The following is a 24,296-nucleotide window of genomic DNA, read 5'->3' on the forward strand; positions in this document are numbered from 1 at the left end:
CCTGACGCTAGGAGTTGAAGCCCGGTTCAGGTCAACGGTGACGCCGGGCACGCCGGCTGCGGACGCTCAGACCAGTGAGGTGAAGAACGTGATCACCGACTCGGCCCCCTCGCGAAGGAGCGCGCCGATGTCCTGCACGGTGTCGGCCGCGCTGTCCGGGTCGACGAACACCCAGAACACGAGCAGCGCGATCACGAGGAGTCCAACGATTCTCTTCACGTAAACCCGATCCGTGGCCCGCAGGGATGACGACGTGCGCTGCATTGTCTACCGCACGTGACGCCTTCGGGCATAGCGACACTCAGGAGCGAACCGCACCCGTCACGGCCCAGTGACCCCCGCCGGCGCGCAGGCCCACCGCGACGAGTCGGATCACCATGAAGAGCGCCAGTCCGGACCAGATGCCGGCCAGCCCCCAGCCGAACGCCAGCGAGGCCCAGATCAGTGGGAGGAACCCGACCACGGCAGCGACGATCGTGGACGTCCGCAGGAACGCCGCGTCGCCTGCACCGAGGAGCACGCCGTCGAGGGCGAACACGACGCCCGCGATCGGCTGCATCGCCGTGAAGAACCACCACGGCACCGGCACGGCCGCCAGCACCGCGGGGTCCGGCGTGAACAGCGGCGGCAGCACTCCGGCCAGCGCCGCGAACAGCACTCCGAAGCCGACCCCGAGCACGATCCCGTAGCGGGTCACCTGGCCGGCGAGCGCCCTGGCCCGCTCGGCGCCGCGCTCGGGCGAACCGAGGGCGGCGCCGACCAGCGCCTGGGCGGCGATCGCCACCGCGTCGAGCACGAGCGCCTGGAAGAACCACAGCTGCAGCACGATCTGGTGGGCGGCGACGGTGGCGGCCCCGAACCGGGTGGCCACGGCGGCGGCGGACAGGAAGCACGCCTGGAACGCGAGGCTGCGGGCGAGCAGGTCGCGCCCGAGGGCCAGCTGGGCGCGCAGCACCGCGGGCGCGGGGCGCAGCGACACCGAGCCCGCCCGGGCCGCCCGCACCAGCGCCACCAGGAACAGCGTCGCCCCCACCGCCTGGCCCGTGACGTTCGCGAGCGCGGATCCGGCCAGTCCGAGCCCTCCCCACCCGCCTACCCCGTGCACCAGCAGCGGGCACAGCACCGCCGACAGCCCGTTGCCCGCGAGCACGTAGCGCAGCGGGCGGACGGTGTCCTGCACGCCGCGCATCCAGCCGTTGCCGGCGAGCGTGACGAGCACCATCGGAGCCCCCCACAACGCCACGCGCAGCCACGAGGTGGCGGCGTCGGCGATCGCGCCGCCGTCACCCAGCGCCTCGGCGACGGGCCGGGCGACCAGCTGGCCGACCCCGAGCACCAGCAGCCCGACGGCGAGCGCGAGCCACGTGGCCTGCACCCCCTCCCCGACGGCCTCGCCGGACCGGCCGGCGCCGTAGAGGCGGGCCGTACGCGAGGTGGTGCCGTACGACAGGAAGTTCATCTGGGTCGTGACCTGGGCGAACACCACCCCGGCCACGGCGAGCCCCGCCAGGGCGACCGCTCCGAGCCGACCGACCACCGCGGTGTCGACGAGCAGGTACAGCGGTTCGGCGGCGAGCACCGGGAGCGCGGGAGCGGCGAGCCGCAGCACCTCCCGCGCAGGGACGCGATCCGGCCCGCCGGTCATCCCTCGTGGTGGGGACGGCGACACACGTAGACGAACGCCGGGGGCAGGTTGCGCCAGACCGTGGCGCTCACCAGCACCTCGTCGAAGGTGTCGCGCAGGCGCCGCCGGAACCGGCGGGCGGCCCCGAGCGTCATCCCGTGCAGGTAGGCGAACGTGGTGAAGGCGCCGTGGTCGCCGATCACGCGGCTGATCTCACCGAGCAGCGCGGTCTGGGTGGCGTCGTCGAACAGCGCCCACGGGAGCCCGCAGATGACGGCGTCGACCTCTGTGATCCCGCGCTCGGCCAGGAGCTTGCCGAGGTCGGCGGCGTTGCCCTGGACGACGTCGAGGCCGGGGTGGGTGCGGCGCAGGAACTCGACCATGTCGGGATCCAGCTCCACGGCGAGGTGCCGGGCGCCCTCCGGCAGCTTCTGCGCGATCACCGCGCTCACCGCGCCGGTGCCCGGCCCCAGCTCGACGACCACCGGCGCGCCGGTGCGGGGCACGACCGACGCGAGCACGGCGCCGAGCCGCGGGGAGCTCGGCGCGATCGCGCCCATCGTCGCCGGGCGGCGCAGCGCCGCGGCGATGAACGCGCGGCGGGCGGACCGCTCACCGGCGGCGCGGCTGGTGTCGGACGTCATGCAGGCCTTCCTCCGGTTCGATCGCTCTGCTCACCGTAGACACCTCGACGAGCGGCGCGTCCGTCGGATCGGTTCCGATGGCGTCGACGTGACCATGCACGATGTTCGTCGCCCGCCGCGGCTGGACGCGATGGCGGTCGGTGCTGCTGCCGAGCCTCGTGTGGAGTGGTCGAGCCCCAAGATCCGCAGTATCGGTTGGCTATGGCTGTGGCGGCAGCCATGGGCAACCGATGCTCGCGATCTTGGCGCTCATGATCCGCGGTGGCGGGTGCTCATGGTCGTGGGCGCAGCAATGGACAACCGACAGTTCGGATCATGCGCGCCTGGGCCGGTGAGGCCATTGCGCCATCCGGTCACCCACCGGGCCTGAGCGCGGTCAGCCCGTCGATCGGGCCCCATCGAGTCGGCCTGGTCCGGCGGGGTTCCGGTGGGCGCGCCGTCCCCGGCCCGGGCCACGCGGCGCTCGCCCACCATCTGGGTCTCTCGCGTGGTCCCGCGGTTCGTGTCACACCCCTCACCTGTGCGAGGTGATCGGGTTGGGTTCACCACCGACCTCCGGGGTGCGTGGGCGGCCGTCCCCGACCTGGGGGCACGCCCGTTCGCGACGAGACCGTCGCTGCCGGGTGCGACGCGACCGGCGGTGGTCCCGACCCCTCACCCCGGTCCTTCCCTGGCGAGTCACGGCGAGATCACCCCGGATCCGGGCCGCGGCCGGCCCTCATGAGCAGCGGAAACGGGACATCGGCTGCACCGGGAGGCCGTTGCCTGATCGGCGCGAGGAGCCGTCAGCGATCAAGGCGAGATGGTGGCCAGTTGATCTTCGAGAGCGACCATCCGCCCTTGATCGCCACCCTCGGGACCCGGCTGACCCCTCGTTTCGGTCGCACATGGCCGTCACTGCAGCCAGCGGAAAACCGACCAGGCGGACCATCACGACAGGTGCCCGGGGTCGAGCGCAGCTCGATCTGCAGCTCACGTCCCGATCCGGCCGATCATGCACCCGAGTTCCTGGGAACGGCCGGTGTGGGAACGGGACCACAGCCAGTCGCGTGGCACCCGACCGCAGCGATCTCGTCCCCGAACGGGCGTGCCCCCGGGTCGGGGACGGCCACCCACGCAACCCCGGGGCTCGGTAGTGAACCCAACCCGATCACCTCGCACAGGTGAGGGCTCGGGGCGAACCGGATCGATGCGACAGCAGCCCCCAGCCGGCGCGCAGGGCAGTGCGGCCCGAGCCGGGAACGGCGCGCCCACGAGACGGCTCGGCCGCACGGCGCCACCGGATGAGTTCCGCGGAACGCACCCGGATCCGGCCGTGAACGGCTCGGCGCGCAAACCGGAGGTCAGATCCTCCCGACAACCCGCCCAGCGCGACGACGCCAGCGCCGGAAGCCCTGCACACACGGGCACAACGATCGACAGCCGGAGCACTACTCGGTCGTCAGCGCGGCGCGGATCGCCGCCAGGACTTCCTGCTCGGTGCCGTCGCGGGTGAACCCGGCCGCCATCGCGTGGCCGCCGCCGCCGAGCGCGGTGGCGACGACGGCGACGTCGACCCTGCCCGCGGAGCGGAGCGACACCCGCCACCGCCGCTCCTCGATCTGCATGACGGAGGCGACCACCTCGGCCTCCACGGCCGTGCGGAGCACGTCCACGACGCTGTCGATCTCCTCGGACCGGTACCGCCGCACGTCGGCGAGCGGGATCGTGGTGTGCAGCAGCCCGGACGGCTCGAGCACCGCGCGTCCGAGGGCGCCGGCGAGCCCGCCGAACCAGGCGAAGGGGTGGCAGTCCATCAGCGACCTGGTGAGGGTCGCCGGGTCGGCGCCCGCCTCCACCAGCTCGGCGGCGAGCCGGTACGCCGCGGGTCCGGCGGTCCGGAAGCCGCGGGTGTCGGTGACCAGCCCGGCGTAGAGGCACCGGGCGACGTCGGCGTCGATCGGCGCGCCCATCTCGACGAGCACCCGGTGCACGATCACCACGGTTGCCTCCGCGCCCGGATCGAGCACCTGGACGTCGCCGAATCCGGGGTTGGTGGCGTGGTGGTCGAGCATCACCGTGCAGGCTGCCGTGTCGAGCAACCGGCCGAGCGAGCCGAGCCGCCGCGGCTCGGCGGCGTCGCAGCTGACGAGCACCTCCGGCGCCCCGCTCACCTCCGCCGGGGCGACCAGGAGTCCCAGCGCATCGAGCGGTCGGAGGGACTCGGGCACCCGGTCCGGCGACGCGAACGCCACCTGCACCCGGGCACCCCGCCGGCGCAGCGCGATACCGAGCGCCAACGCGCTGCCGAGTGCATCGGCGTCCGGGTCGACGTGGGCCAGGAGCGTGACCTCGCGCGCTTCGCCGAGGACGGCCGCGGCCTCGGCCACGGCAGCGCCCACGGTGGCGACGCCGCTCACGAGTCCTCCTCGCCGCCGCTCGTCGGCCGCGTTCGCGGCGCTGCTGTGCCTATTGGTTCGCTCGCGAGCTCGCTCACTACTCGTCTGCCCCGTCGCGCTCCCGTGGCACCCGGTACGGGTCCGGGTCGCCCGCCGGGCGGGCCGACGCCGCCAGCCGGGCGACCTCGGCGTCGGACTCGCGGGTGCGGGCGAGCAGCTCCTCCATGTGGCGTGCCGTTTCCGGCACCTGGTCGGGCACGAACACCAGCGAGGGGGTGTGCCGGATCCCGGTGCCTGCGCCCACCATCGAGCGCAGCACGCCGGTGGCGCTGGCGAGCGCCGCGGCGGCGCCTGCCGTGTCCGGGTCGTCGTCCACCCGCTCCCCGAGCACCGTGTAGTACACGGTGGCTTCGCGGAGGTCTCCCGTGACCCGGGTGTCGGTGATGGTCACCATCTTCAGCCGCGGGTCCTTGACCTCGTGCTCGAGAGCGGCCGCGACGATCTGCGTGATCCGCTTGGACAGCCGCCGCGCGCGGGCGTGGTCCACCACAACTACAGCCCTCCCAGGATCGTGCTAGTCCTCAGGGCCCAGCATGCGCTGCCGGGCCGAGAGCAGTTCGAGCTCGGGACGGGCGGCGACCAGCCGCTCGCACCGCTCGAGTACCTCGGTGACGTGTCCGGACTCGGCCGCGACACAGCTGACGCCGAGCAGCGCACGCCGGTGCAGGTCGAGATGGCCCGCCTCGGCGACGGCCACCTCGAACTTGCGGCGCAGCTCTGCCAGCACCGGCCGGATGACCGACCGTTTCTGCTTGAGCGAATGGACGTCCCCGAGGAGGACGTCCAGCTCCAGTGCTCCGACGAACATGGTTCTCCGACGAGCGGGGACCGGCCGCACCCGGCCGGTCCCCGCGTCCCGTCAGCTCCTCGGCTTCTCGCGCATCTCGAAGGTCTCGACGACGTCGCCGACCTTGATGTCGCTGTAGTTGCCGAGCGTGAAACCGCACTCGAAGCCCTCGCGGACCTCGACCACGTCGTCCTTGAACCGCCGCAGCGAGCTGATCGGCAGGTTCTCGGCGATCACGACGTTGTCGCGCAGCAGGCGACCGCGGGCGTTGCGGCGGATCTCGCCGGACATCACCAGCGAACCGGCGATCGTGCCGAACCGGGAGGACTTGAAGACCTCGCGGACCTCGGCGCGGCCCAGCTCGACCTCCTCGTACTCCGGCTTGAGCATGCCCTTGAGCGCCTGCTCGATCTCCTCGATGGCCTGGTAGATCACCGTGTAGTAGCGGATCTCCACGCCCTCGCGGTTGGCGAGCTCGGTGGCCTTGCCCTCGGCCCGGACGTTGAAGCCCAGGACGATGGCGTCGGACGCCGTGGCCAGGTTGACGTCGCCCTCGGTGATGCCACCGACACCGCGGTGGATCACCCGGAGCTCGACCTCCTCGCCCACGTCGATCTTCAGGAGCGCGTCCTCGAGGGCCTCGACGGTACCCGAGTTGTCACCCTTGATGATCAGGTTGAGCTGGCTGGTCTCCTTGAGCGCGGCGTCCAGGTCCTCCAGGCTGACGCGCTTGCGCCGGCTCGCCAGCTCGGCGTTGCGCTCGCGGGCGCGGCGCCGGTCGGCGATCTGGCGGGCCACCCGGTCCTCGTCGACGACGAGGAACGTGTCGCCCGCGCCTGCCACCGAGGTGAACCCGATGACCTGCACCGGCCGAGACGGCAGCGCCTCGGTCACGTCGTCGCCGTACTCGTCGAGCATGCGCCGGACGCGCCCGGAGGCGTCGCCCGCGACGATCGAGTCGCCGACGCGCAGCGTGCCGCGCTGCACCAGGACGGTGGCCACCGGGCCGCGGCCGCGGTCGAGGTGTGCCTCGATCGCGACGCCCTGCGCCTCCATGTTCGGGTTGGCCCGCAGGTCCAGCGCCGCGTCGGCGGTGAGCAGGATCGCCTCGAGCAGCTGCTCGATGTTGGTGCCCTGCCTCGCGGAGATGTCGACGAACATCGTGTCGCCGCCGTACTCCTCCGCGACCAGCCCGTACTCGGTGAGCTGCTGGCGGATCTTCGCCGGGTTGGCACCCTCGAGGTCGATCTTGTTCACCGCGACGACGATCGGCACGTCGGCGGCCTGGGCGTGGTTGATCGCCTCGACCGTCTGCGGCATCACGCCGTCGTCGGCGGCGACCACGATCACCGCGATGTCCGTGGACTTCGCACCGCGGGCACGCATGGCGGTGAACGCCTCGTGACCCGGGGTGTCGATGAAGGTGATCAACCGCTCGTTGCCGTCGAGCTCCGTGGCGACCTGGTACGCGCCGATGTGCTGGGTGATGCCGCCGGCCTCGCCCTCGCGGACGTTGGTCTTGCGGATCGTGTCCAGCAGGCGCGTCTTGCCGTGGTCGACGTGACCCATGATCGTGACGACCGGCGGCCGGAACTCCAGGTCCTCCTCCGTGCCGGCGTTCTCGCCGTAGGAGATGTCGAAGGAGTCGAGGAGCTCGCGGTCCTCCTCCTCGGGGCTGACGACCTGGACGTCGTAGTTCATCTCGGTGCCGAGCAGCTCGAGCACCTCGTCGGAGACCGACTGGGTGGCCGTCACCATCTCACCGAGGTGGAACAGCACCTGCACCAGCGAAGCCGGGTTGGCGTTGATCTTCTCGGCGAAGTCGGTGAGCGACGCGCCGCGGGGCAGGCGGATGGTCTGGCCGTCGCCCTTGGGCAGGCGGACGCCGCCGACCGACGGCGCCTGCATCGAGTCGAACTCCTGGCGCTTCTGCCGCTTCGACTTGCGACCCTTGCGCGCCGGACCACCGGGACGGCCGAACGCACCCGCGGCACCGCCGCGACCGCGACCGCCACCACCGGGACGACCACCGCCACCGGGACCACCGCGGAAGCCGCCACCGGCGGGAGCTCCGCCGCCACCGGGACCGCCGCCACCGGGCCGGAAGCCGCCGCCACCACCGGGACGACCGCCACCACCGGGACGACCGCCCGGACCACCGGGACGACCTCCGCCCCCAGGGCCACCACGACCGCCGCCGGGACCGCCACCAGGGCGGCCGCCGGCCGGACGAGCCGGCATCATGCCGGGGTTGGGCCGCGGCGGCATGTTGCCCGGCGAGGGCGGGCGCGGGCCGGCGCGACCCGGCTCACCGCTACGCGGGCCCTGCGGACGCGGACCGCCGGGACGCGGGCCGCCCTGGCCCTGGCCCTGCCCCTGGCCGCCCTGGTTCGGGGCCTGCCCACCACCGGGCGGGCCGGGACGCGGCGCCTGCGGACGCGGCGGGGCGCCCGAGCCGACGCCGAACGGGTTGTTGCCGACCCGCGGCGTGCGCGGACCGGGACGCGGCGCGGCCGGGCGCGGCGGGACGACGCCGGGGGCGTCGGCCGCGGCGGCGGGGCGCTGCTCCTGACCGGGCGCCTGGCCGGGACGCGGACCGGGCCGGGGGCCCGGACGCTGCTGCCCCGGCGCGGGCGCCGTGGGCGCTCCCGCCGCGGCTGCCGGACGCAGTGTCTCGGGACGCTGTGTCTCGGGACGCTGTGTCTCGGGACGCTGTGTCTCGGGACGCTGGGTCTCGGGACGCTGGGTCTCGGGACGCTGGGTCTCGGGACGCTGGGTCTCCGGCTGCTGGGCTGCCGGGCTCTGGGGCGCCGGGATCTGGGGCTCGCTGCGCGGGGCCTCCGGCTGAGGCACCGCGGGCGGCGGGCCGGGACGGGGTCCCGGACGCGGGCCGGTTGACCGCTCGGAGGACGGCGCCGGGCCCTGCGCACCCGGGCGCTCCTGCGGGCGGGGCGGGCCGGGAACCGGGCCGCCGCCGGACCGGGGCGGGACGTTGCCGGGGGTGGGGCCGCCGGCACCCGGGCGCGGGCGGCCACCGCCGCCGCGACGACGGTCGCCGGAGTCGCCGCCACCGGCGAGCGACTCACGAAGCTTGCGGGCGACCGGGGCCTCCACGGTCGAGGACGGGGACTTCACGTACTCCCCGAGGTCCTGCAACTTGCTCAGGACCTGCTTGCTGCTGACTCCGAGCTCCTTGGCGAGCTCGTGCACGCGGGCCTTGCCTGCCACTGCACTCCTTGTTTCCGGAGGCCGGGCGGCTTGTCCCGCTCGACCTCGAACCTAGTGTCGAAGCACGTTCATGGTGCGATCTTCACGACTGGCTCATGACGGGTCGACCTTGCTTCCTGACGTGTCGGACTCGGGTGTCTCCCGAGCCCCGTTCGTGCACACCGCCCTGATGTGGGCCCGTACCGGCGCGGGGTCCAGCGGACCCGGGACGCGAAGCGCCCGCGGGAACGCCGAGCGCCGCTCGGCACGGTCCAGGCACTCCGACGCGAGATGCAGCCATGCACCACGCCCGGGGAGCCTGCGCCGCGGGTCCGGGATGAGCACCCCGTCCACCACGACGACCCTCAACAGACCGTCGGCCACATCCCGGCGCCGGCAACCTATGCATGTCCGGACAGGTCCCGCGACGGATCGCTGATCCGGTGCGGGGGCCGGTCGTGCGGGGGCCGGACCCGGTTGGTGGGCCGGTGTGGAGTGTAGCGCAGCACCTGCGCCCGCTCCTGCATCGCCAACAGCTCGACCCCTCAGCCGACCGACTCCGACTCGGGCGCGTCGAGGGCCCCGCGGGGGTCGGCGTCGCTGCGGATGTCGATGCGCCAGCCGGTGAGCCGGGCCGCCAACCGGGCGTTCTGCCCTTCCTTGCCGATGGCGAGCGAGAGCTGGAAGTCCGGCACGACCACCCGGGCGGTCTTCGTGCGCGCGTCCAGCACCGTGACCGAAACCACCTTCGACGGTGAGAGGGCGTTCCCGACGAACGTGGCCGGGTCATCGGACCAGTCGATGATGTCGATCTTCTCCCCGGCCAGCTCGCTCATCACGCCGCGTACACGGGCGCCCACCGGGCCGATGCACGCGCCCTTCGGGTTGACGCCGGGCACGGTGGACCGGACGGCGATCTTGGAGCGGTGTCCTGCCTCCCGCGCCACCGCGACGATCTCCACCGAGCCGTCGACGACCTCGGGGACCTCGAGCGCGAAGAGCTTGCGCACGAGGTTGGGATGCGTCCGGCTCAACGTGATCTGCGTCCCGCGCATTCCCCGGCTGACGCCCACGACGTAGCAGCGGATCCGCTCGCCGTGCTCGTACCGCTCGCCGGGCACCTGCTCGGCCTGCGGGAGCACACCCTCGGTGCCGCCGGAGAGCTGGACGATCACCACGCCGCGGGCGTTGGCGCGCGCGTCGCGCTGGATGACACCGGCGACGACCTCACCCTCCTTCGCCGCGAACTCGCCGTAGGTGCGCTCGTGCTCGGCGTCGCGCAACCGCTGCACGATCACCTGGCGCGCGGTGGTGGCAGCGATCCGCCCGAAGCCCTCGGGGGTGTCGTCCCACTCGGTGTCGACGGTGCCATCGGGACCCAGCTCCTGGGCGAGCACCCGCACCGCACCGGTCTTGCGATCGATGTCGATCCGCGCGTGCGGCTGATGACCGTCGGTGTGCTTGTACGCCGTGAGCAGCGCGGTCTCGATGGCCTCGATGACCGTCTCGAACGGGATGTCCTTCTCGCGCTCGATGGTGCGCAGCGCCGCGATGTCGACGTTCACGCCGTCCCCTCCTCTTGCAGCAGCGCCACCTCGTGCTCCGGCGCAGGCCGGAACTCCACCTGCACGCCCGCGTGGGCAACGTCGGCGTAGCGCACCTCGCGCCGCCGCCCGTCCACGAGCACCGTGACGGCCTCCTCGCCCGCCGCACCCACGCGACCGGTGAACGACGTGCCGTCGTGCAGCCGGACCGCCACCTGGCGCAGGTGGGCCCGCCGCCAGTGCCGCGGCCCGGTGAGCGGGCGGTCGACCCCCGGAGAGGTGACCTCCAGCGTGTACGAGCCACCGATGAGGTGCTCCTGGCGGTCCAGCTCGGCGGAGATCGCCCGGGAGACGGCGGCGATGTCGTCCAGGCCGACGCCCGTGTCGGAGTCGACCACCACCTTGACGGTGTGGCGGCGGCCCGCGGCCCGGACATCGAGCTGGTCGAGCTCGAACCCGGCGTCCGCGACGAGGGGTGCCAGCACGCCGTGCAGATCGCCGGGCTGAGGCCCGGCATCCTGCGCGGGGCGGGGGGAGGGCATCGCGTCTACTCCTACGAACGGGGTGGGTCTGTCAGGGTATCGCGCCCCCGAACGGACCCACGCGGGCCGTTACCCCGCGTGCACCCCCAGCACCCGGCCGCGTTCCCGGGACCGGGTGGCAGGATGTGCGGCCGGCGAGCGCAGCACGAGAACGCGGAGCGGTGCCGGCGCCATCCTGCGGGTGAGCCGCCGGAGAGGTCTGCGGCCCGCGAGCCCGCCGGAGCGGAGCGGAGGCAGATGGACACACCGTGGAGCCGGCGGCGCGTGCTCGCCGGTCTACTGCTCCTCCCGCCTGCGGTGGCCGGGTGCGCGCTGGGCCGCGCGGCCGGGCCGACCGAGCCCGACCCGCTGATCGCACTCGCCGACGCCGCCCGCGCCGACGCCGCGCTCGCGGCCGCCGCCGTGGCGGCCGACCAGGGCCTCGCCGCGGCGCTGCAGCCGCTCGTCGAGGCGCGCACACAGCACGCCGACGCCCTCGACGGAGAGATCGCCCGGCTGAGCCCGGAACGGCCCACCCCGACCCCCACGCCCCCTCCCGCGCCCACCGGCCGTCCGGGCCGCGCGGAGGTGCAGCGGGCGGTGCTGGCGTCCGGGCGGGCCGCCGGTCAGGTCGCGCTCGGCATGCCGCCCGATCGGGTCGGGCTCGTCGCGTCGGTGGCCGCGTGCTGCAACACCTACGCCGAGGTGCTCGCGTGACGTCGGACGATCCCCGGATCGACGAGACCGCCGTCGCCGCGCTCCAGAACGCGCTCGCGGCCGAGCACGCGGCCATCTGGTGCTACGCGCTGGCCGTCGCCTTCCTCTCCGGCGCCGATGCGACGCGGGCCCGGGAGGACGAGAACGCACACCGCGAGCTGCGCAACCAGGTCGAGGAGACCCTCACCCAGCTCGGGGCACCTCCGGTCTCCGCCCAGCCCGCGTACGCGACGCCGCGACCGGTGACCGACTCCGCGTCGGCCGCCCGGCTCGCGGTCGTCGCCGAGACCGACGCGCTCGCCGCGTGGCGGTCGGTGCTCGAACGCTCCCGCGACCGGGCGCTGCGCCAGGCCGCCCTGGACACCCTGAGCGCCGCAACGCTGCGGTGCGCTCGCTGGCGCGCCGCCGTCGGCGAGTCACCCACGATCCCGGTCTTCCCCGGCAGGCCCTGACTGCGCTCAGGCGAGGGCGTCGAGGGCACGGGCGACGTCCGCCTCGGTGTTGTAGAGGTGGAACGCCAGGCGCGCGCCGCCGGCCCTGGCCGCACTCACGACGCCCGCCGCGGCCAGCCGCTCCCGCGCGCCCTCGCGGCGCACCGACACGATCGCCGACCCCGACGGCTCCATCCCCAACCGCGCGCGGAAGGTCTCGGCGAGACCCACGCAGTGGGCGTGTACCGCGGCGCGGTCGAGGCCGGCGAGCCACGGCAACGCCACCGCCGCACCGACGTGGCAGTACCAGGCGGGCGACGTGTCGAGCGCACGCGCGTCCGGCGCGAGGGTCATCGGAAGGCCGTACACGTCCGACCAGCGGTCGGCGCTCGCGTACCACCCCGCCGCGACCGGGACGGCGGCCAGCTCCGGCCGGATCGCCATCCACGCCACCCCGCGCGGGCTGAGCAGCCACTTGTACCCAGCGGCCACGACGGCGTCGGCCCAGGACAGGTCGGCGTCCAGCCAGCCGAGCGACTGGGTGGCGTCGAGCAGCACGCGGGCACCGCCGGCCCGCGCCGCGCGCAGGGCGTCCAGATCGGCCAGCCGGCCGTCCGCGGACTGGACCGTGCTCACCGCGACGAGGTCGAATTCCCCCGCCCGCTGCCCGACGTCGGCGAGGTCGACCTCGGTGACCTCGACACCGCGGCCGGCGTGCGCCGCGAACGGCCACGTCACGCTTGTGAACTCGCCACCCGCGACGAGCACCCGCGCGCGGCCGGGCAGGGCGGCCGCGACCAACCCGACGAGCGCGGACACCGCGGGCCCGATCGTCACCCGGTCCACGTCGACCCCGACCAGGTCGGCGAACCCCGCCCGGGCCCGCGCGACCGGCTCGTCGAACTCCCCCGCCCGACCTGCTCCCGCCCGCCACCCGGCGACCGCGTCGGCTACCGCCTCACCGACGGGGACCGACGGGATGCCGATGCTCGCCGTGTTCAGGTAGCCGTCGGGAACGTCGAACTCCGTACCGAATGCCTTGCGCACGGGAGGGACACTACGGCCGTGGACAGCCAGCTGATCGAGATCCGGACCGGCGGCCGAGAGGCCGTCGTCGACCTCACCGACGAGATCGCCGCGTTCCTGCGCTCCGCCGGCGCCCGCGACGGTCTGCTCAACGTGTGGGTCCCGCACGCCACCGCAGGCCTCGCGGTCATCGAGACCGGAGCCGGGAGCGACACCGACCTCCTCGCCGCCCTGCGCGACCTGCTCCCCGCCGACGACCGCTGGACCCACCGGCACGGCAGCCCCGGTCACGGCCGCGACCACGTGCTTCCCGCGCTGATCGCGCCGTCGATGTCCGTGCCGGTGGTGGACGGGAGCACGGCGCTGGGCACCTGGCAGTCGGTCTGCCTCGTGGACACCAACGGCGACAACCCCGTCCGCTCCGTCCGCCTCTCCTACCTCCCGGGCTGACCGCCGCGCCCGCACGCCCGACTCACCCCACCCTGACGCCGGACTCACCGCGCCCGATCGCACGACTCGCGCCAGCCCCGCGAGTCGTGCGTTCCGGCACAGCGAGTCCGACATCTCCACACGGCGAGTCCGACATCTCGACACGGCGAGTCGGGCGCTCGGGCTCGGCGAGTGCCGCGTTCGGCCGTCGCTACGGCAGGCGGAGGGCGGCGATGCGGTCGGCCACCTCGGCGGCGGTGCGGAGACGATCGGGGCCCTCGGCGATGCAGTCGCGCACCAGCGCGACCTCCTCCGGTTCGAGGCCGGGGCGCACCTGCGGACGTGTGGAGTGGAGCTCGCGGATCGCGCCGAGCGGGTGCCCGGGCAGCTCCCCGTAGAGGCCCACCCCGGACAGCACGCGGTGGATCGTGGCGCCGAGCGCCCACACCTCGGTGCGCCTCGACGGGCTCGCCCCGGCCAGCAGGTCGGGGTCGCGGAACTCCAGCAACCCGCCGCGGCCCGCACCCGGCACCACCGCCCCGGGCGTCAGCACCCGGGACAGGCCCGGCTCGGCCAGCCGCCCGCCGAGCGTGCCGTCCACCTCCTCGAGGAGCATGACGTTGCCGGGGTGGATCCCGCCGTGGACGATCCCGGCCTCGTGCAGCGCGTGCGCGCCGCGGGCGGCGTGTTCGAGGGCCGTGAGGACCTCCGGCCGGGCAGGCGGGCGGGCCGGCGCCGCGATCGAGCCGAGCGGGAGGTACTCCATCGCGTACGCGAAGTTCTCGCCCAGCACGGCGTCGAACACGCGCACGACGTGCCGCGACGCGACCGCCGCCACCGCCCGCAGCTGCCGCACGGCCCGGTCGAACGCCGGCTCGCTCACGCGCTCGGTGAACACCTTCACCACGACACCCTCGCCGGGGTGGGCCGGCGGCCGGGCGAGGTAGCAGCGCCCGTGCGGCCCCTCACCCAGCAGGCCCAGGACCTCGTAGTCGGCGATCGACGCGGGCGTCGGCGTCGACGTCAGTGTCGCGGGCGGATCCAATCCGGGCGTCCTCTTCTACCGCGTGCCGGACGGCGCCTCGAACTGGAAGCTGCGACCCCCGATCCGCACCCGGGTGCCCGGCACCAGCAGGTGTGTCTCCCCTGCGGGCAGCTGTGTCCACCCCTGCTCCCCCGGTGGCGACACGAACGTGCCGTTGCGGGAGCCGACGTCGACGAGCAACGCCTCCCACCCGTTCAGGACGATCTGCGCGTGCACGCGGGACACCGCTCCAGACGGGTCCTCGAGGGCGAGCGAGCGCAGTGCGCCCGACGCGACCCGCGGGTCGGCCTCCGGCATCCTGCCCATCAGGTACTCCGCGTCGACGGTGTAGGTGGCGCCGTCGTCGAACACGAGCAGGCCGACGGGCGGTCGAGGGGCGGGGTCCTCCGGCCGGTCGTCGACGGCCAGCCCGCCGGTGACGGTGCCGTCCTCCAGCTCCTGCTCGTCGGGCGCACCCAGGATCCGTTCGGACCGCAGCGCGGTGGTGTGCGGCGTCTCCCCGTCCGCGGCGGCCCCCGCATCGGCCAGCGGGTGGACCGGTGGAGCCTGGGCCGGCACACCCAACCGGGGGGTGCCGTCACCGTCGGGGGACTCGCCGTCGGCAGGCGGCCCGGCGGGTTCGGCGGCGATGGGAGGAATCGACCCGATCCTGGTCTCGTCCACCGAACCCGAGCCGAAGGCGGCCGGGTCGGCCCCGATGTCGGCGCTCGCGTACTCGTCCGAACCGCGCTCGTCACCGATGTCCCCGCGCTCGTCCGCGGGCGCCTCCGGCCGGCTGTTCCCGGCCTCGCTCCCGGCGGACGGGTCGTCGTCGGGCAGGCGGTGACGGCGGCGGCGGCGATCGGACGGCCCGATCGCGGTCATCCCGGCCTCGGTGCCGCCCTCCGGGGCGGCGAACCAGCCCTCGATCCGTTCCGGGCGCCCCGTGTCACGACCGCGGTCGTCGCTCCACGGGCTGCGCTCGGTCTCCTGCGCCGGCGCCTCCGGCCCGCCGAGCAGGTCGTACGCCGCGCCGTTGAGGACGCCACCACCGCTGCGGACGCCGTTGCGGCCGTTGTCGGTGGTCTTCTCGACCTCGGGCTCGCGCAGGTCGTCCGGGCCGTCGGTCTCGACGGGACCGTCGTCGTGCGTCGCGGCGACCTGGTCGTGGTCGGTGTCGGACACCCGCCCGAGGTCGCTCACCGAGCCGCGTCGCGGAACCCACCCGCGGTGCGCGACGCCGTTCGAGCCCGACGGCACCGGGCGCAGGTGGGCCCGGCCGACGGGCCGCTCGGCGCCGTTGCCCGGGTCGCCGGGGTGATAGCTCTCGAGGGACCCCAGGCCCCGCGACGGCAGCCCGTTGCCCGCACCTTCGGCGGGGTAGGCGGCTTCGGCGGACGGGGTGGGCGCGGGGTCGGCCCCCCATTGGCGGTCTCCGCCTGCGACGTCGAGCCACCGGGAGTCGGCCTGCCGGGTGCGCGCCGCCTCGTCGGCGACCTCGGCGGAACCGTGGTCCCCGCTCGGCACGAGGACCGCGCCCGCGCCGGGTACGACGCCTGCCCGCAGGTCGTGCACGCCGTCGACGAGGCCGGGCGGGATCGGTCCGCCTTCGAGCGCCAGCACCACCGGCGCGTCGGGACGCGGCAGCAGCCGGTCGGTCCACGCCACCGACTGGGCGCCCGAGAGCGCCACCTGCCGGTCCGGCACGACCAGCCCGACCGGCCCGTACAGGAAAACGGCCCACTGCTCGCCGCGCTGCGAGCCCGAACGCGGGTCGGAGCCCGTGACGGCCACGGTGCCGAAGCGCAGGCCGTCGCCGGGTGCGTCGGCGCCGCCGAGCCACATCGCGAGCCTGCGGGCCAGCGCCCGGCCCGGCTCGTGGCCGGCAGCGGTGGCGCACACGTCGAGGAGCTGGCGCAGCACGTTGCGATCGGCGCACTCGGCCACGCAGACCACGCCGGGCCACCGCCCCACGACGCCGGCACCGGGCACGACTGCGGCGCGCAGCGCGTCGAAGTCCACTGGGTCTACCTCCCCCGCGGCGGCCGCAAGCGGACCGGCGGTACGGCCAGTCCGCCACCGGCCAGGTGACGGTCACGGTCGTGCATTACTGCGGACGAATGACGGGAACGGTACGGGGCGTGTGATCCACGGTCGCCGCCGCACCTCCATCGTTGCAGGTGGTGATGGTGTGAGCCTGATGTGTAACCGGACTCGACCCACCGTTGCACGGGCTCAGTCGACCACGAACGGGTGACACCCGACCAGACCGGTCGCCGCTCAGCGGGTGCAGGTCAGCGCGCGCCGGTCAGTTCGGCCAGGTGGGCGACGACGGATTCGACCGCGATCTCCTGCCGTTCACCGCTCCGGCGGTCCTTCACCTCGACCACACCGTTCGCCAGACCCCGCCCGACCACCACGATCGTCGGTACACCGATCAACTCGGCGTCGGCGAACTTGACGCCCGGTGTCGCCTTGCGGTCGTCGAGGAGAACACGGACGCCCGCCGCGTCGAGATCGGCGGCGAGCCGCTCGCCCCCGGCCGCGATCTCGTCGGTCTTGCCGGCGATCACGACGTGGACGTCGGCGGGCGCGACGCACCGCGGCCAGATCAGGCCCGATCCGTCGTGGCTCTGCTCGGCGATCACGGCGACGAGCCGGGACACCCCGATGCCGTAGGAGCCCATCGTGATCCGCACCGGCTTGCCGTCGGCGCCGAGCGCGTCGAGCTGCATCGCGTCCGCGTACTTGCGGCCGAGCTGGAACACGTGCCCGATCTCGATGCCGCGCGCGGACTCGAGGGGACCGGAGCCGTCGGGCGCGGGGTCGCCCTCGCGCACCTCCGCGGCCTCGATCGTGCCGTCGGGGGTGAAGTCGCGCCCGCAGACGAGGTCGACGACGTGGTGGTCGGGCTTGTCGGCGCCGGTGACCCACGCCGTGCCGGGCACGATCCGCGGGTCGACGAGGTAGCGCACGCCGTTGGCGGCCAGGGCGGCGGGCCCGATGTAGCCCTTCACGAGGAACGGGTGCGCCGCGAAGTCGGCCTCGTCGAGCAGCGCGACCTCGGCGGGTTCGAGCGCGGCCTCGAGGCGCTTCATGTCGACCTCGCGGTCGCCGGGCACGCCGATCCCCAGCAGCGTCCACTCCGCCGTGCCCGGCTGCCGGGTCTTGACCAGCACGTTCTTCAGCGTGTCGGCCGCGGTGAACGTGCGGCCCAGGTCCGCCTCGTCGTTGAGGAAGTCGACGAGCGACTCGATCGTCGGGGTGTCGGGCGTGTGGTGTGCCTGCGCGGGCGGCAGCCCGTCGGTCGCCTTCGCCGGCGGCGCAGGCGTGGTGACCGCCTCGACGTTGGCCGCGTACCCGCCGGGGCTGCGGACGTATGTGTCCTCACCGGTGGGCGCGACCGCGAGGAACTCCTCGGATGCCGACCCGCCCATCGCACCGGACGTCGCCTTGACGACGACGTACTCCAGGCCGAGCCGGTCGAAGATCCGGACGTAGGCGTCGCGGTGCAGCTCGTAGGACTCGGAGAGCCCGTCGTCGGTGAGGTCGAAGGAGTAGGAGTCCTTCATGAGGAACTCGCGGCCGCGCAGGATCCCGGCGCGGGGCCGCGCCTCGTCCCGGTACTTGGTCTGGATCTGGTACAGCATGACCGGGTAGTCCTTGTAGGACGAGTACTCGCCCTTCACCACGAGCGTGAACAGCTCCTCGTGGGTGGGGCCGAGCAGGTAGTCCCCACCGCGGCGGTCCTTCAGCCGGAAGAGGTTGGGGCCGTACTCGGTCCAGCGCCCGGTGGCCTCGTAGGGCTCCTTCGGCAGCAGCGCGGGGAACTGGATCTCCTGGGCGCCGATGGCGTCCATCTCCTCGCGCACGATCTGCTCGATGTTGCGCAACACCCGCAGGCCCAGCGGGAGCCAGGAGTAGATCCCCGGTGCGACGCGGCGGACGTAGCCGGCGCGGACGAGCAGCTTGTGGCTCGGTACCTCCGCGTCGGCCGGGTCCTCGCGCAGGGTCCGCAGGAACAGCGACGACATCCGGGTCAACACCTGGGAAAGGGTAGCGACGCCCCGCGACGGCGGTTGCGCCGGTGCGGGGCCCCACCGGGAGGCGCTCGCACCCGAACCGCAGTTCCTGTGCCGGCGCCGGTGCCGGTGCGCCGCTGCCGTCAGCGCGCTTCGAGGAGGTGCGCGTTCGGCCCGCGCGCGGCCGCGGCGAGCTCCGGCAGCTCCACCACCTCGACGCCGCGTGCCCGCAGCAGCTCCGCGCCCTCCCCGTCGACGAACACGCTCGGCTCGCGCCACGCGAACACCACCCGGTCGACGCCGGCGGCGAGGATCAGCTCCGTGCAGGTCAGCGGACGGGACGAGCGCGCGCTGCACGGTTCGAGGGAGCTGTACACCGTGGTGCAGGGCGGGGCGCGCCAGCCCCGGCCCAGGTCGGCGAGCGCGGACTCCTCCGCGTGGTCGTGCGGGTCGCGGCGGCGCGACCAGCCCTCCGCCAGCACGACGCCGCCTGCGTCGACGACGAGGGCGCCCACCGAGAAGGCCGTCCGCGACGGCGGGCACCGCCGCGCGAGCTCCACCGCGCGGGCGAGCAGGTCGCGATCGTCAGTCACGTCCACCGTCCAGGAGGTAGCGCAGGAGCACGAGGTCGCCGATCGGGCGGGCCTCGGCCAAGCGCATGCGGTGCGCGGCGTCGTGCGGGAAGCGGCCCGGCCCGACGAACCGCGGTGCCTGCGCGTCCCCGACGAAGAACGGGGCGACGACCAGCTGCAGCTCGTCGGCGACGCCCGCGGTGAGGAACAGCGTGTGCATCGCCGTGCCGCCCTCCACCATCAGCCGTTGCACGCCGCGGGCCGCGAGATCGGCGAGCAGCCGGTGCAGGTCGACCGGGTGGCCTGCGTCCACGACATCGGCGACCGCGCCCACGGCCTTCCGCGCCGTGCCCACCCCCGGGCCGGCCACGTAGACGATCTTGGGCGCGTCGCCGGTGGTGAAGAAGCGCGCCGTGGGATCGAGGTCCCCCGAGCCGGTGACCGTGACCTTGATCGGGTGCGGCTCGCGACCCGCGGTCACCCGAGCAGCCCGCCGCTGCGCCGAGCGCACCAGGAGCCGCGGGTTGTCCCGGCGCAGCGTGGTGGCCCCGACCAGGATCGCGTCGACCCCCGCCCGCACCGCGTCGACCCGGTCGAGGTCCGCGGCGTCCGAGAGCAGCAGCGGCTCCGGCCCGCTGTCGTCGATGTGGCCGTCCACCGACATCGCGGCGGAGAGCAGCACGTAGGGGCGTTCGGGCACGGCCCGATCCTCCCGCATCGCAGGACGGCCGGATGCACGGCCGGCACCATCGTGGTCGTTCCGGGCAGTACCTGACGGCCGCCGGATCCGCACTCGCGTACTGCTCACCGTGACCAACGGGGCATGATCCGCCCGAGCCGCACCTCGTTGCTGTGGCAGGGACCGCTGCGTGCTGTCCGGGTGGATCAAGGGCTGTCACGCCCTCGGATCCGCCCGTTGTCGCTCCGAAACGCCGACCATGGGCCGCGACAGCGCCTCCGGTGGCGCCGCGCGCCCACCGGGCAGGCCCCCGGCCTGCCCGCGTAGTGCTGCCCGGAGGGGCCGCAGAGGCTCATGGGTCAAGGGTCGCGATCGCGGAGCGACGCCGGAGGCGCCCTTGCCGCGTGAGGGGCGGCCCGCACAAGGCGCGGCGCCACCGGAGGCCCAGGAGGTAGGCGGCCCGCTCGGGACCGCTCGCCGGACGCGACGAGCGAGCTCGATCATCCGATACGGGTCGCGCCGGCAGGGACGGGTCGCGCGAGCGGACACGTGGTTCCCGCGTCGCGGCCTCCGGTGTCGGACCTCCTCGCTAGTGCTCCCCGCCGGAGGTTCGCCAAGGGTATCGGCGGCCCAGCTCCCCGCTGGACGCAGCGGCGAACAGCCCGAGTACGCCCGGTACGAGGGCTGCTCGCCGCCACGCCCAGCGAGAAGCTGGATCCACCGATACCCCCGACGAACCTCCGGCGGGAAGCACTAGCGTCCGCGCCCATGGGACTTTCGATCGGCATGGTCACCGTCGACTGCGCAGACCCGGCGGCACTGTCCGGCTTCTGGTCGGCCGCGCTCGACACCGCCGTCCTGCAGAACTACGACGACGCGTTCATCATGCTGGCCCCGCCCCCACGGGGTGGGCCGTTGCTGGCCTTCCAGCTCGTGCCGGAGCCGCGGTCCGGCAAGAACCGCCTGCACCTCGACCTGGGCGCACCGGCCGGTGGACGGCAGGCCGAGGTGGAGCGCCTGGTCCAGCTCGGGGCCACCGTGCTCGGCGAGCGCGGGGACCCCGCGGTGTTCGCCTGGACCACGCTCACCGACCCCGAGGGCAACGAGTTCTGCATCGGCGAGAAGGAGGGGATCAGCTCTCCAGAAGCTCCGTGACGAGGGCGCCGACGGTGGCGGCCTCGATGAGGAACCCGTCGTGCCCGTACGGCGAGTCGATCGTGCGCAGCGGGCCGGCGCCGGGGATGCCCGCCACCAGCTCCGCCTGCTGCTCGAGCGGGTAGAGCCGGTCGGAGGTCACGCCCGCCACGAGCGTCCGCGCCGTCACGCGGGCGAGCCCGGCCGCCACCCCGCCGCGCCCGCGGCCGACGTCGTGGGCGTTCATCAGCTCGGTCAAGCGCACGTAGGACATGGCGTCGAACCGGCGCACCAGCTTGCGGGCGTGGTGGTCGAGGTAGGACTCCACCGCGTACCGCCCGCCGCGCCACGGGTCCTCGCCGTCCTGGGCATCGCGGCCGAACCGCTCGTCCAGCTCGAACGCGCTGCGGTAGCTCAGGTGCGCGATGCGCCGGGCCACGCCGAGGCCGCGGTGCGGCCCGTGTCCCGGTGGGGCGTCGTGGTAGTCGCCGCCCTGCCAGCCGGGGTCGTCGCGGATCGCGGCGAGCTGCGGGGCGGCCCAGCCGATCTGGTCGGCCGTGGTGGCGGCCGGGCAGGCGAGCAGGCACAACCGGGTGACGCGGTCGGGCTCGGTGGCCGCCCATTCGAGGGCCCGCATGCCGCCCATGGAGCCGCCGATCACCAGCGCCCACGCGTCCACGCCGAGCGCGTCGGCCAGCACCCGCTCGGCGGTCACCGCGTCCCGCGCGGTGACGAGCGGGAAGCGGCTCCCCCACGGTCTGCCGTCCGAGGCGGGTGAGGCCGGGCCGGTGCTGCCCTGGCAGCCGCCCACGATGTTCGGGGCCACCACGAACCAGTGGGCCGGGTCGAGCGCCCGGCCCGGCCCGATCAGCGCCTCCCACCAGCCGGGGGTGGGATGTCCCGGCCCGGCGGGGCCGCTCACGTGGCTGTCACCCGTGAGCGCGTGCAGCACGAGCACGGCGTTGGAGGCGTTCGCGTCGAGCGTGCCCCACGTCTCGTAGGCGATCCGGACGCCGGGCAGGGTGCCCCCGCCCTCGAGGGGCAGCGGGTCGGGCAGCGTGAGCCACTGCCTGCGTCCGGGGTCGTCGCCCTCCCGCCATGCTCCGGTTGCGGGCGGGAGCTCGGTGTCGACCGCGGTCACGGGCCCGCCTCACCAACCGTTCCGAGCCCGATCACGTCGAGGACGTTAATCCGCTGGTCGACGGCCGCACAACATAGGCTCCACCACGTGCTCGTCCTGCTTCCCCCGTCGGAGACCAAGCGCGACGGTGGCGAGGGCCCACCGCTGCGGCTCGACGCGCTGTCGCATCCCGCGCTGGACGCGGTGCGCAAGGCGCTCGTCGAGGAGCTCGTCGACCTGGCCGGCGACGCGCAGGCGTGCCGCGCCGCGCTCGGGCTCTCCCCGGCGCAGGACGCCGAGATCGCCCGCAACGCGGCGCTGTGGACCTCGCCCACCCTGCCCGCACTCCACCGCTACACGGGTGTGCTCTACGACTCGCTCGACGTCGGTTCGCTCTCCGGGGCCGCGGCCGGGCGGGCACGTGCGCGGCTGGCCGTCGGGTCGGCGCTGTTCGGGCTGCTGCGCGCCGACGACCCGGTTCCGGCCTACCGGCTCTCCGCGGGCTCCGCGCTCCCGTCGGGTGGCGCGCTCGCGGCCCGGTGGAAGCCGGTGCTCGAACCCGAGCTGGCCGCCCTCGCCGCCACGGAACTGGTGGTGGACCTGCGGTCGGGCTCCTACGCCGCGCTGGGCCGGGTGCCGGGCGCGGTCACGGTGAACGTCCTCGCCGAGCGGCCCGGCGGCACCCGCAGCGTCGTGAGCCATTTCAACAAGGCGCACAAGGGCAGGCTCGCCCGCGTGCTCGCGAGCACCCGCGCCGAGCCGACGGACGCGGCGGGCGTCGCGGCGGTCGCCCGCAGGGCGGGGATGCGCGTGGAACGCAAGAGCAACGCCCTGGAGATCGTGATCCCCGCGTAAATGGGTTGTGGCGGGCTCCCGGTGTCCGGCAGGGTGCCCCCATCAGGTCGCCGGGGTCCGGCGTGATCGCGAGGAGGTGCCACATGGCTAGGCCTGTCCGTGACGTGGCATGCCCTCGTCCGATCCCCGCCCCGCGCTGACGACGATCCGCGGGGCGAACACTCCCCTGGAGCCCCGCGTTGCACGACTACGAGTCGTACTCCGAGTTGTACATCAAGTCCTCCCGCAAGCCCCGCCGCCGTCGTCGTTTCGACGACGAGGCCCCGGCACGCTCCCAGCACCGGGAGCCCGACCTGTCCGCTCTCGACGAGCGGCTCGGCGTCGACCCCGACGGCCCGCCCGAGGGCGACCGCTGGTCCACGTGGGACGGCGCCGAGCACGGCCCGCACCCGCGCCCGGCGTGGGTGGTCACCGAGCACGCCGCGGTCGACACCGAGCTCGGCGTGATCAAGACCGGCAAGGAGGCCGACGTCCACCTCGTCGAGCGCGCCGTGCCGGGCACCGAGAGGCGCGCCCTGATGGCCGCGAAGCGCTACCGCACCTCCGAGCACCGCATGTTCCACCGCGACGCCGGCTACCTCGAGGGTCGGCGGGTCCGCCGGTCCCGGGAGACGCGGGCGATGGCGAACCGCACGGCGTTCGGCCGCGACATCCTCGCCGGGCAGTGGGCGAGCGCGGAGTTCGCCGCGCTGTCGCGCCTCTGGGCCGACGGCGTCGCGGTGCCCTACCCCGTGCAGTGCAGCGGCACCGAGCTCCTGCTGGAGTTCGTCGGCGGCGACGACGGCACGGCCGCCCCGCGCCTCGCCCAGCTGCGGCCCGACGGAGATCAGCTGTGTGATCTCTGGCACCAGCTGGTCGACGCCCTGGTCGGGCTGGCCCGGCACGGACTCACCCACGGCGACCTGTCCGCCTACAACCTCCTGGTGCACGACGGGCGGCTGGTGCTGATCGACCTTCCGCAGGTCGTGGACGTCGTGGGCAACCCGCAGGGGCCCGAGTACCTGGCCCGCGACGTCCGCCGGATCGGCGAGTGGTTCACCGCCCGCGGCCTACCGGTCGAGGTCGGCACCCCGGAGGCCCTGCTCGAGGAGCTGCGGGTGGAGGTGGGAATGCCCGGGGGCGGCGCGGTGTCACAGGGGTAGCCCGCCGACGGAACCCTCGACGGCCGGGCGCTCTACTCTGATGGGGAGCGCCCGGCCGCAACGGCCCTGAATCGGGCGCAGCCCGCACCACCCATCAGGGCGCGCACCGATCGCGCCCGGGCTCGTCCCGAGATCCCAGCCGCCGCCATCTCGGCGCTGCTCTCCGAGCGACGTGCCGCGTCCCGGAGGTTCTACTTGTCATCCCCGTCCCCTCGCCGTGCCGTGTCGCCTGCCCGCTCGCAGGCTCGCTCGGAGTTCTCGGCGAGCCCGCGGAGCCGTCGATCCGACGGCGGCCGCTCCCGCTCCCCCCGCGGCCGCTCCGGCGCGCCGCAGAACCGTCCCCAGCTCACCCCGGTCGCACCGGTCGAGGAGCTGTGGAC

The 24,296-nt window shown here is 74.3% G+C and carries 23 protein-coding genes; 6 read left to right on the top strand and 17 right to left on the bottom strand.

The genetic code is table 11. The features are described from left to right. Nucleotides 1-66: 66 nt before the first annotated feature. The 10 genes from FHX44_RS01735 to rimP all read right to left on the bottom strand — a co-directional run bounded on the left by FHX44_RS01735 (nt 67) and on the right by rimP (nt 10,786). Nucleotides 67-219 carry a hypothetical protein gene (locus FHX44_RS01735; RefSeq protein ID WP_246170152.1) on the bottom strand — a complete coding sequence of 51 codons (153 nt, stop codon included), beginning with the start codon at nt 217-219 and terminating at the stop codon, nt 67-69. Nucleotides 220-301: 82 nt separating this feature from the next. Further along, nucleotides 302-1,645, bottom strand: a complete 1,344-nt coding sequence (locus FHX44_RS01740) for an MATE family efflux transporter (protein ID WP_147253841.1) — start codon at nt 1,643-1,645, stop codon at nt 302-304. Continuing rightward, on the bottom strand, nt 1,642-2,268 hold the full coding sequence (locus FHX44_RS01745) for a class I SAM-dependent methyltransferase (RefSeq protein WP_212612292.1): 627 nt from the start codon (nt 2,266-2,268) through the stop codon (nt 1,642-1,644). Before FHX44_RS01745 ends, FHX44_RS01740 begins: the two co-directional genes overlap by 4 nt. A 1,430-nt stretch (nt 2,269-3,698) precedes the next feature. Next, nucleotides 3,699-4,667: a DHH family phosphoesterase gene (locus tag FHX44_RS01750; protein ID WP_246170153.1), complete on the bottom strand. Its 969-nt coding sequence runs from the start codon at nt 4,665-4,667 to the stop codon at nt 3,699-3,701. A 76-nt stretch (nt 4,668-4,743) separates the two neighbouring features. Then, nucleotides 4,744-5,196, bottom strand: coding sequence for a 30S ribosome-binding factor RbfA (gene rbfA, locus FHX44_RS01755; protein WP_147253842.1), 453 nt, complete (start codon nt 5,194-5,196; stop codon nt 4,744-4,746). Nucleotides 5,197-5,220: 24 nt separating this feature from the next. Further along, nucleotides 5,221-5,514, bottom strand: coding sequence for a DUF503 domain-containing protein (locus FHX44_RS01760; protein ID WP_147253843.1), 294 nt, complete (start codon nt 5,512-5,514; stop codon nt 5,221-5,223). A gap of 51 nt (nt 5,515-5,565) precedes the next feature. Next, the gene (infB, locus tag FHX44_RS01765) at nt 5,566-8,721 is read right to left on the bottom strand and encodes a translation initiation factor IF-2 (RefSeq protein WP_147253844.1); all 3,156 of its coding nucleotides are present in this window, start codon (nt 8,719-8,721) and stop codon (nt 5,566-5,568) included. Between the two features lie 93 nt (nt 8,722-8,814). Further along, complete coding sequence (locus FHX44_RS44110; protein ID WP_425469102.1) at nt 8,815-9,084, bottom strand: YlxR family protein; 270 nt, start codon at nt 9,082-9,084, stop codon at nt 8,815-8,817. A 161-nt stretch (nt 9,085-9,245) separates the two neighbouring features. Next, the gene (gene nusA, locus FHX44_RS01775) at nt 9,246-10,265 is read right to left on the bottom strand and encodes a transcription termination factor NusA (protein WP_147253845.1); all 1,020 of its coding nucleotides are present in this window, start codon (nt 10,263-10,265) and stop codon (nt 9,246-9,248) included. After that, nucleotides 10,262-10,786 carry a ribosome maturation factor RimP gene (gene rimP / locus FHX44_RS01780; RefSeq protein WP_147253846.1) on the bottom strand — a complete coding sequence of 175 codons (525 nt, stop codon included), beginning with the start codon at nt 10,784-10,786 and terminating at the stop codon, nt 10,262-10,264. Before rimP ends, nusA begins: the two co-directional genes overlap by 4 nt. A gap of 237 nt (nt 10,787-11,023) precedes the next feature. On the opposite strand from rimP, the gene FHX44_RS01785 reads away from it, so the two are divergent. Both FHX44_RS01785 and FHX44_RS01790 read left to right on the top strand, forming a co-directional pair. After that, nucleotides 11,024-11,482, top strand: coding sequence for a hypothetical protein (locus tag FHX44_RS01785; protein WP_147253847.1), 459 nt, complete (start codon nt 11,024-11,026; stop codon nt 11,480-11,482). Beyond that, nucleotides 11,479-11,934: a ferritin-like domain-containing protein gene (locus tag FHX44_RS01790; protein WP_147253848.1), complete on the top strand. Its 456-nt coding sequence runs from the start codon at nt 11,479-11,481 to the stop codon at nt 11,932-11,934. Before FHX44_RS01785 ends, FHX44_RS01790 begins: the two co-directional genes overlap by 4 nt. Nucleotides 11,935-11,940: 6 nt before the next feature. On the opposite strand, the gene FHX44_RS01795 is transcribed toward FHX44_RS01790, so the two are convergent. Continuing rightward, nucleotides 11,941-12,960 (bottom strand): aminotransferase class V-fold PLP-dependent enzyme, encoded by a 1,020-nt coding sequence (locus FHX44_RS01795; RefSeq protein ID WP_147253849.1) that lies wholly within the window; start codon nt 12,958-12,960, stop codon nt 11,941-11,943. 18 nt (nt 12,961-12,978) lie between these two features. On the opposite strand from FHX44_RS01795, the gene FHX44_RS01800 reads away from it, so the two are divergent. Further along, nucleotides 12,979-13,389 carry a secondary thiamine-phosphate synthase enzyme YjbQ gene (locus FHX44_RS01800; protein ID WP_147253850.1) on the top strand — a complete coding sequence of 137 codons (411 nt, stop codon included), beginning with the start codon at nt 12,979-12,981 and terminating at the stop codon, nt 13,387-13,389. A 190-nt stretch (nt 13,390-13,579) separates the two neighbouring features. Here the strand turns inward: FHX44_RS01800 and FHX44_RS01805 are convergent, their stop codons facing one another. The 5 genes from FHX44_RS01805 to FHX44_RS43020 form a co-directional block, all read right to left on the bottom strand. Further along, nucleotides 13,580-14,413 (bottom strand): protein kinase domain-containing protein, encoded by an 834-nt coding sequence (locus tag FHX44_RS01805; RefSeq protein WP_212612293.1) that lies wholly within the window; start codon nt 14,411-14,413, stop codon nt 13,580-13,582. A gap of 15 nt (nt 14,414-14,428) precedes the next feature. Beyond that, a complete protein-coding gene (locus tag FHX44_RS01810; protein ID WP_147253851.1) occupies nt 14,429-16,414 on the bottom strand; it encodes an FHA domain-containing protein in 1,986 nt (661 codons plus the stop codon). 272 nt (nt 16,415-16,686) lie between these two features. Next, complete coding sequence (locus FHX44_RS01815) at nt 16,687-18,438, bottom strand: proline--tRNA ligase (RefSeq protein WP_147253852.1); 1,752 nt, start codon at nt 18,436-18,438, stop codon at nt 16,687-16,689. Nucleotides 18,439-18,557: 119 nt separating this feature from the next. Continuing rightward, the gene (locus FHX44_RS43015) at nt 18,558-19,007 is read right to left on the bottom strand and encodes a cytidine/deoxycytidylate deaminase family protein (protein WP_246170155.1); all 450 of its coding nucleotides are present in this window, start codon (nt 19,005-19,007) and stop codon (nt 18,558-18,560) included. Then, nucleotides 19,000-19,686: a RibD family protein gene (locus FHX44_RS43020; protein ID WP_147253854.1), complete on the bottom strand. Its 687-nt coding sequence runs from the start codon at nt 19,684-19,686 to the stop codon at nt 19,000-19,002. Before FHX44_RS43020 ends, FHX44_RS43015 begins: the two co-directional genes overlap by 8 nt. Before the next feature lie 747 nt (nt 19,687-20,433). On the opposite strand from FHX44_RS43020, the gene FHX44_RS01830 reads away from it, so the two are divergent. Further along, nucleotides 20,434-20,820: a VOC family protein gene (locus FHX44_RS01830; RefSeq protein WP_147253855.1), complete on the top strand. Its 387-nt coding sequence runs from the start codon at nt 20,434-20,436 to the stop codon at nt 20,818-20,820. Here the strand turns inward: FHX44_RS01830 and metX are convergent. Continuing rightward, a complete protein-coding gene (metX, locus tag FHX44_RS01835) occupies nt 20,798-21,940 on the bottom strand; it encodes a homoserine O-acetyltransferase MetX (protein ID WP_147253856.1) in 1,143 nt (380 codons plus the stop codon). The genes FHX44_RS01830 and metX overlap by 23 nt on opposite strands. Before the next feature lie 87 nt (nt 21,941-22,027). Here metX and yaaA point away from each other — a divergent pair, with 87 nt between their 5' ends. Together yaaA and FHX44_RS01845 are read left to right on the top strand one after the other, a co-directional pair. Beyond that, nucleotides 22,028-22,774: a peroxide stress protein YaaA gene (yaaA, locus tag FHX44_RS01840; protein WP_147253857.1), complete on the top strand. Its 747-nt coding sequence runs from the start codon at nt 22,028-22,030 to the stop codon at nt 22,772-22,774. 179 nt (nt 22,775-22,953) lie between these two features. Further along, nucleotides 22,954-23,916, top strand: coding sequence for a serine protein kinase RIO (locus tag FHX44_RS01845; RefSeq protein ID WP_212612294.1), 963 nt, complete (start codon nt 22,954-22,956; stop codon nt 23,914-23,916). The last annotated feature ends 380 nt before the right edge of the window (nt 23,917-24,296 follow it).

Source organism: Pseudonocardia hierapolitana (genome assembly GCF_007994075.1).
Classification (GTDB): Bacteria; Actinomycetota; Actinomycetes; order Mycobacteriales; family Pseudonocardiaceae; genus Pseudonocardia; species Pseudonocardia hierapolitana.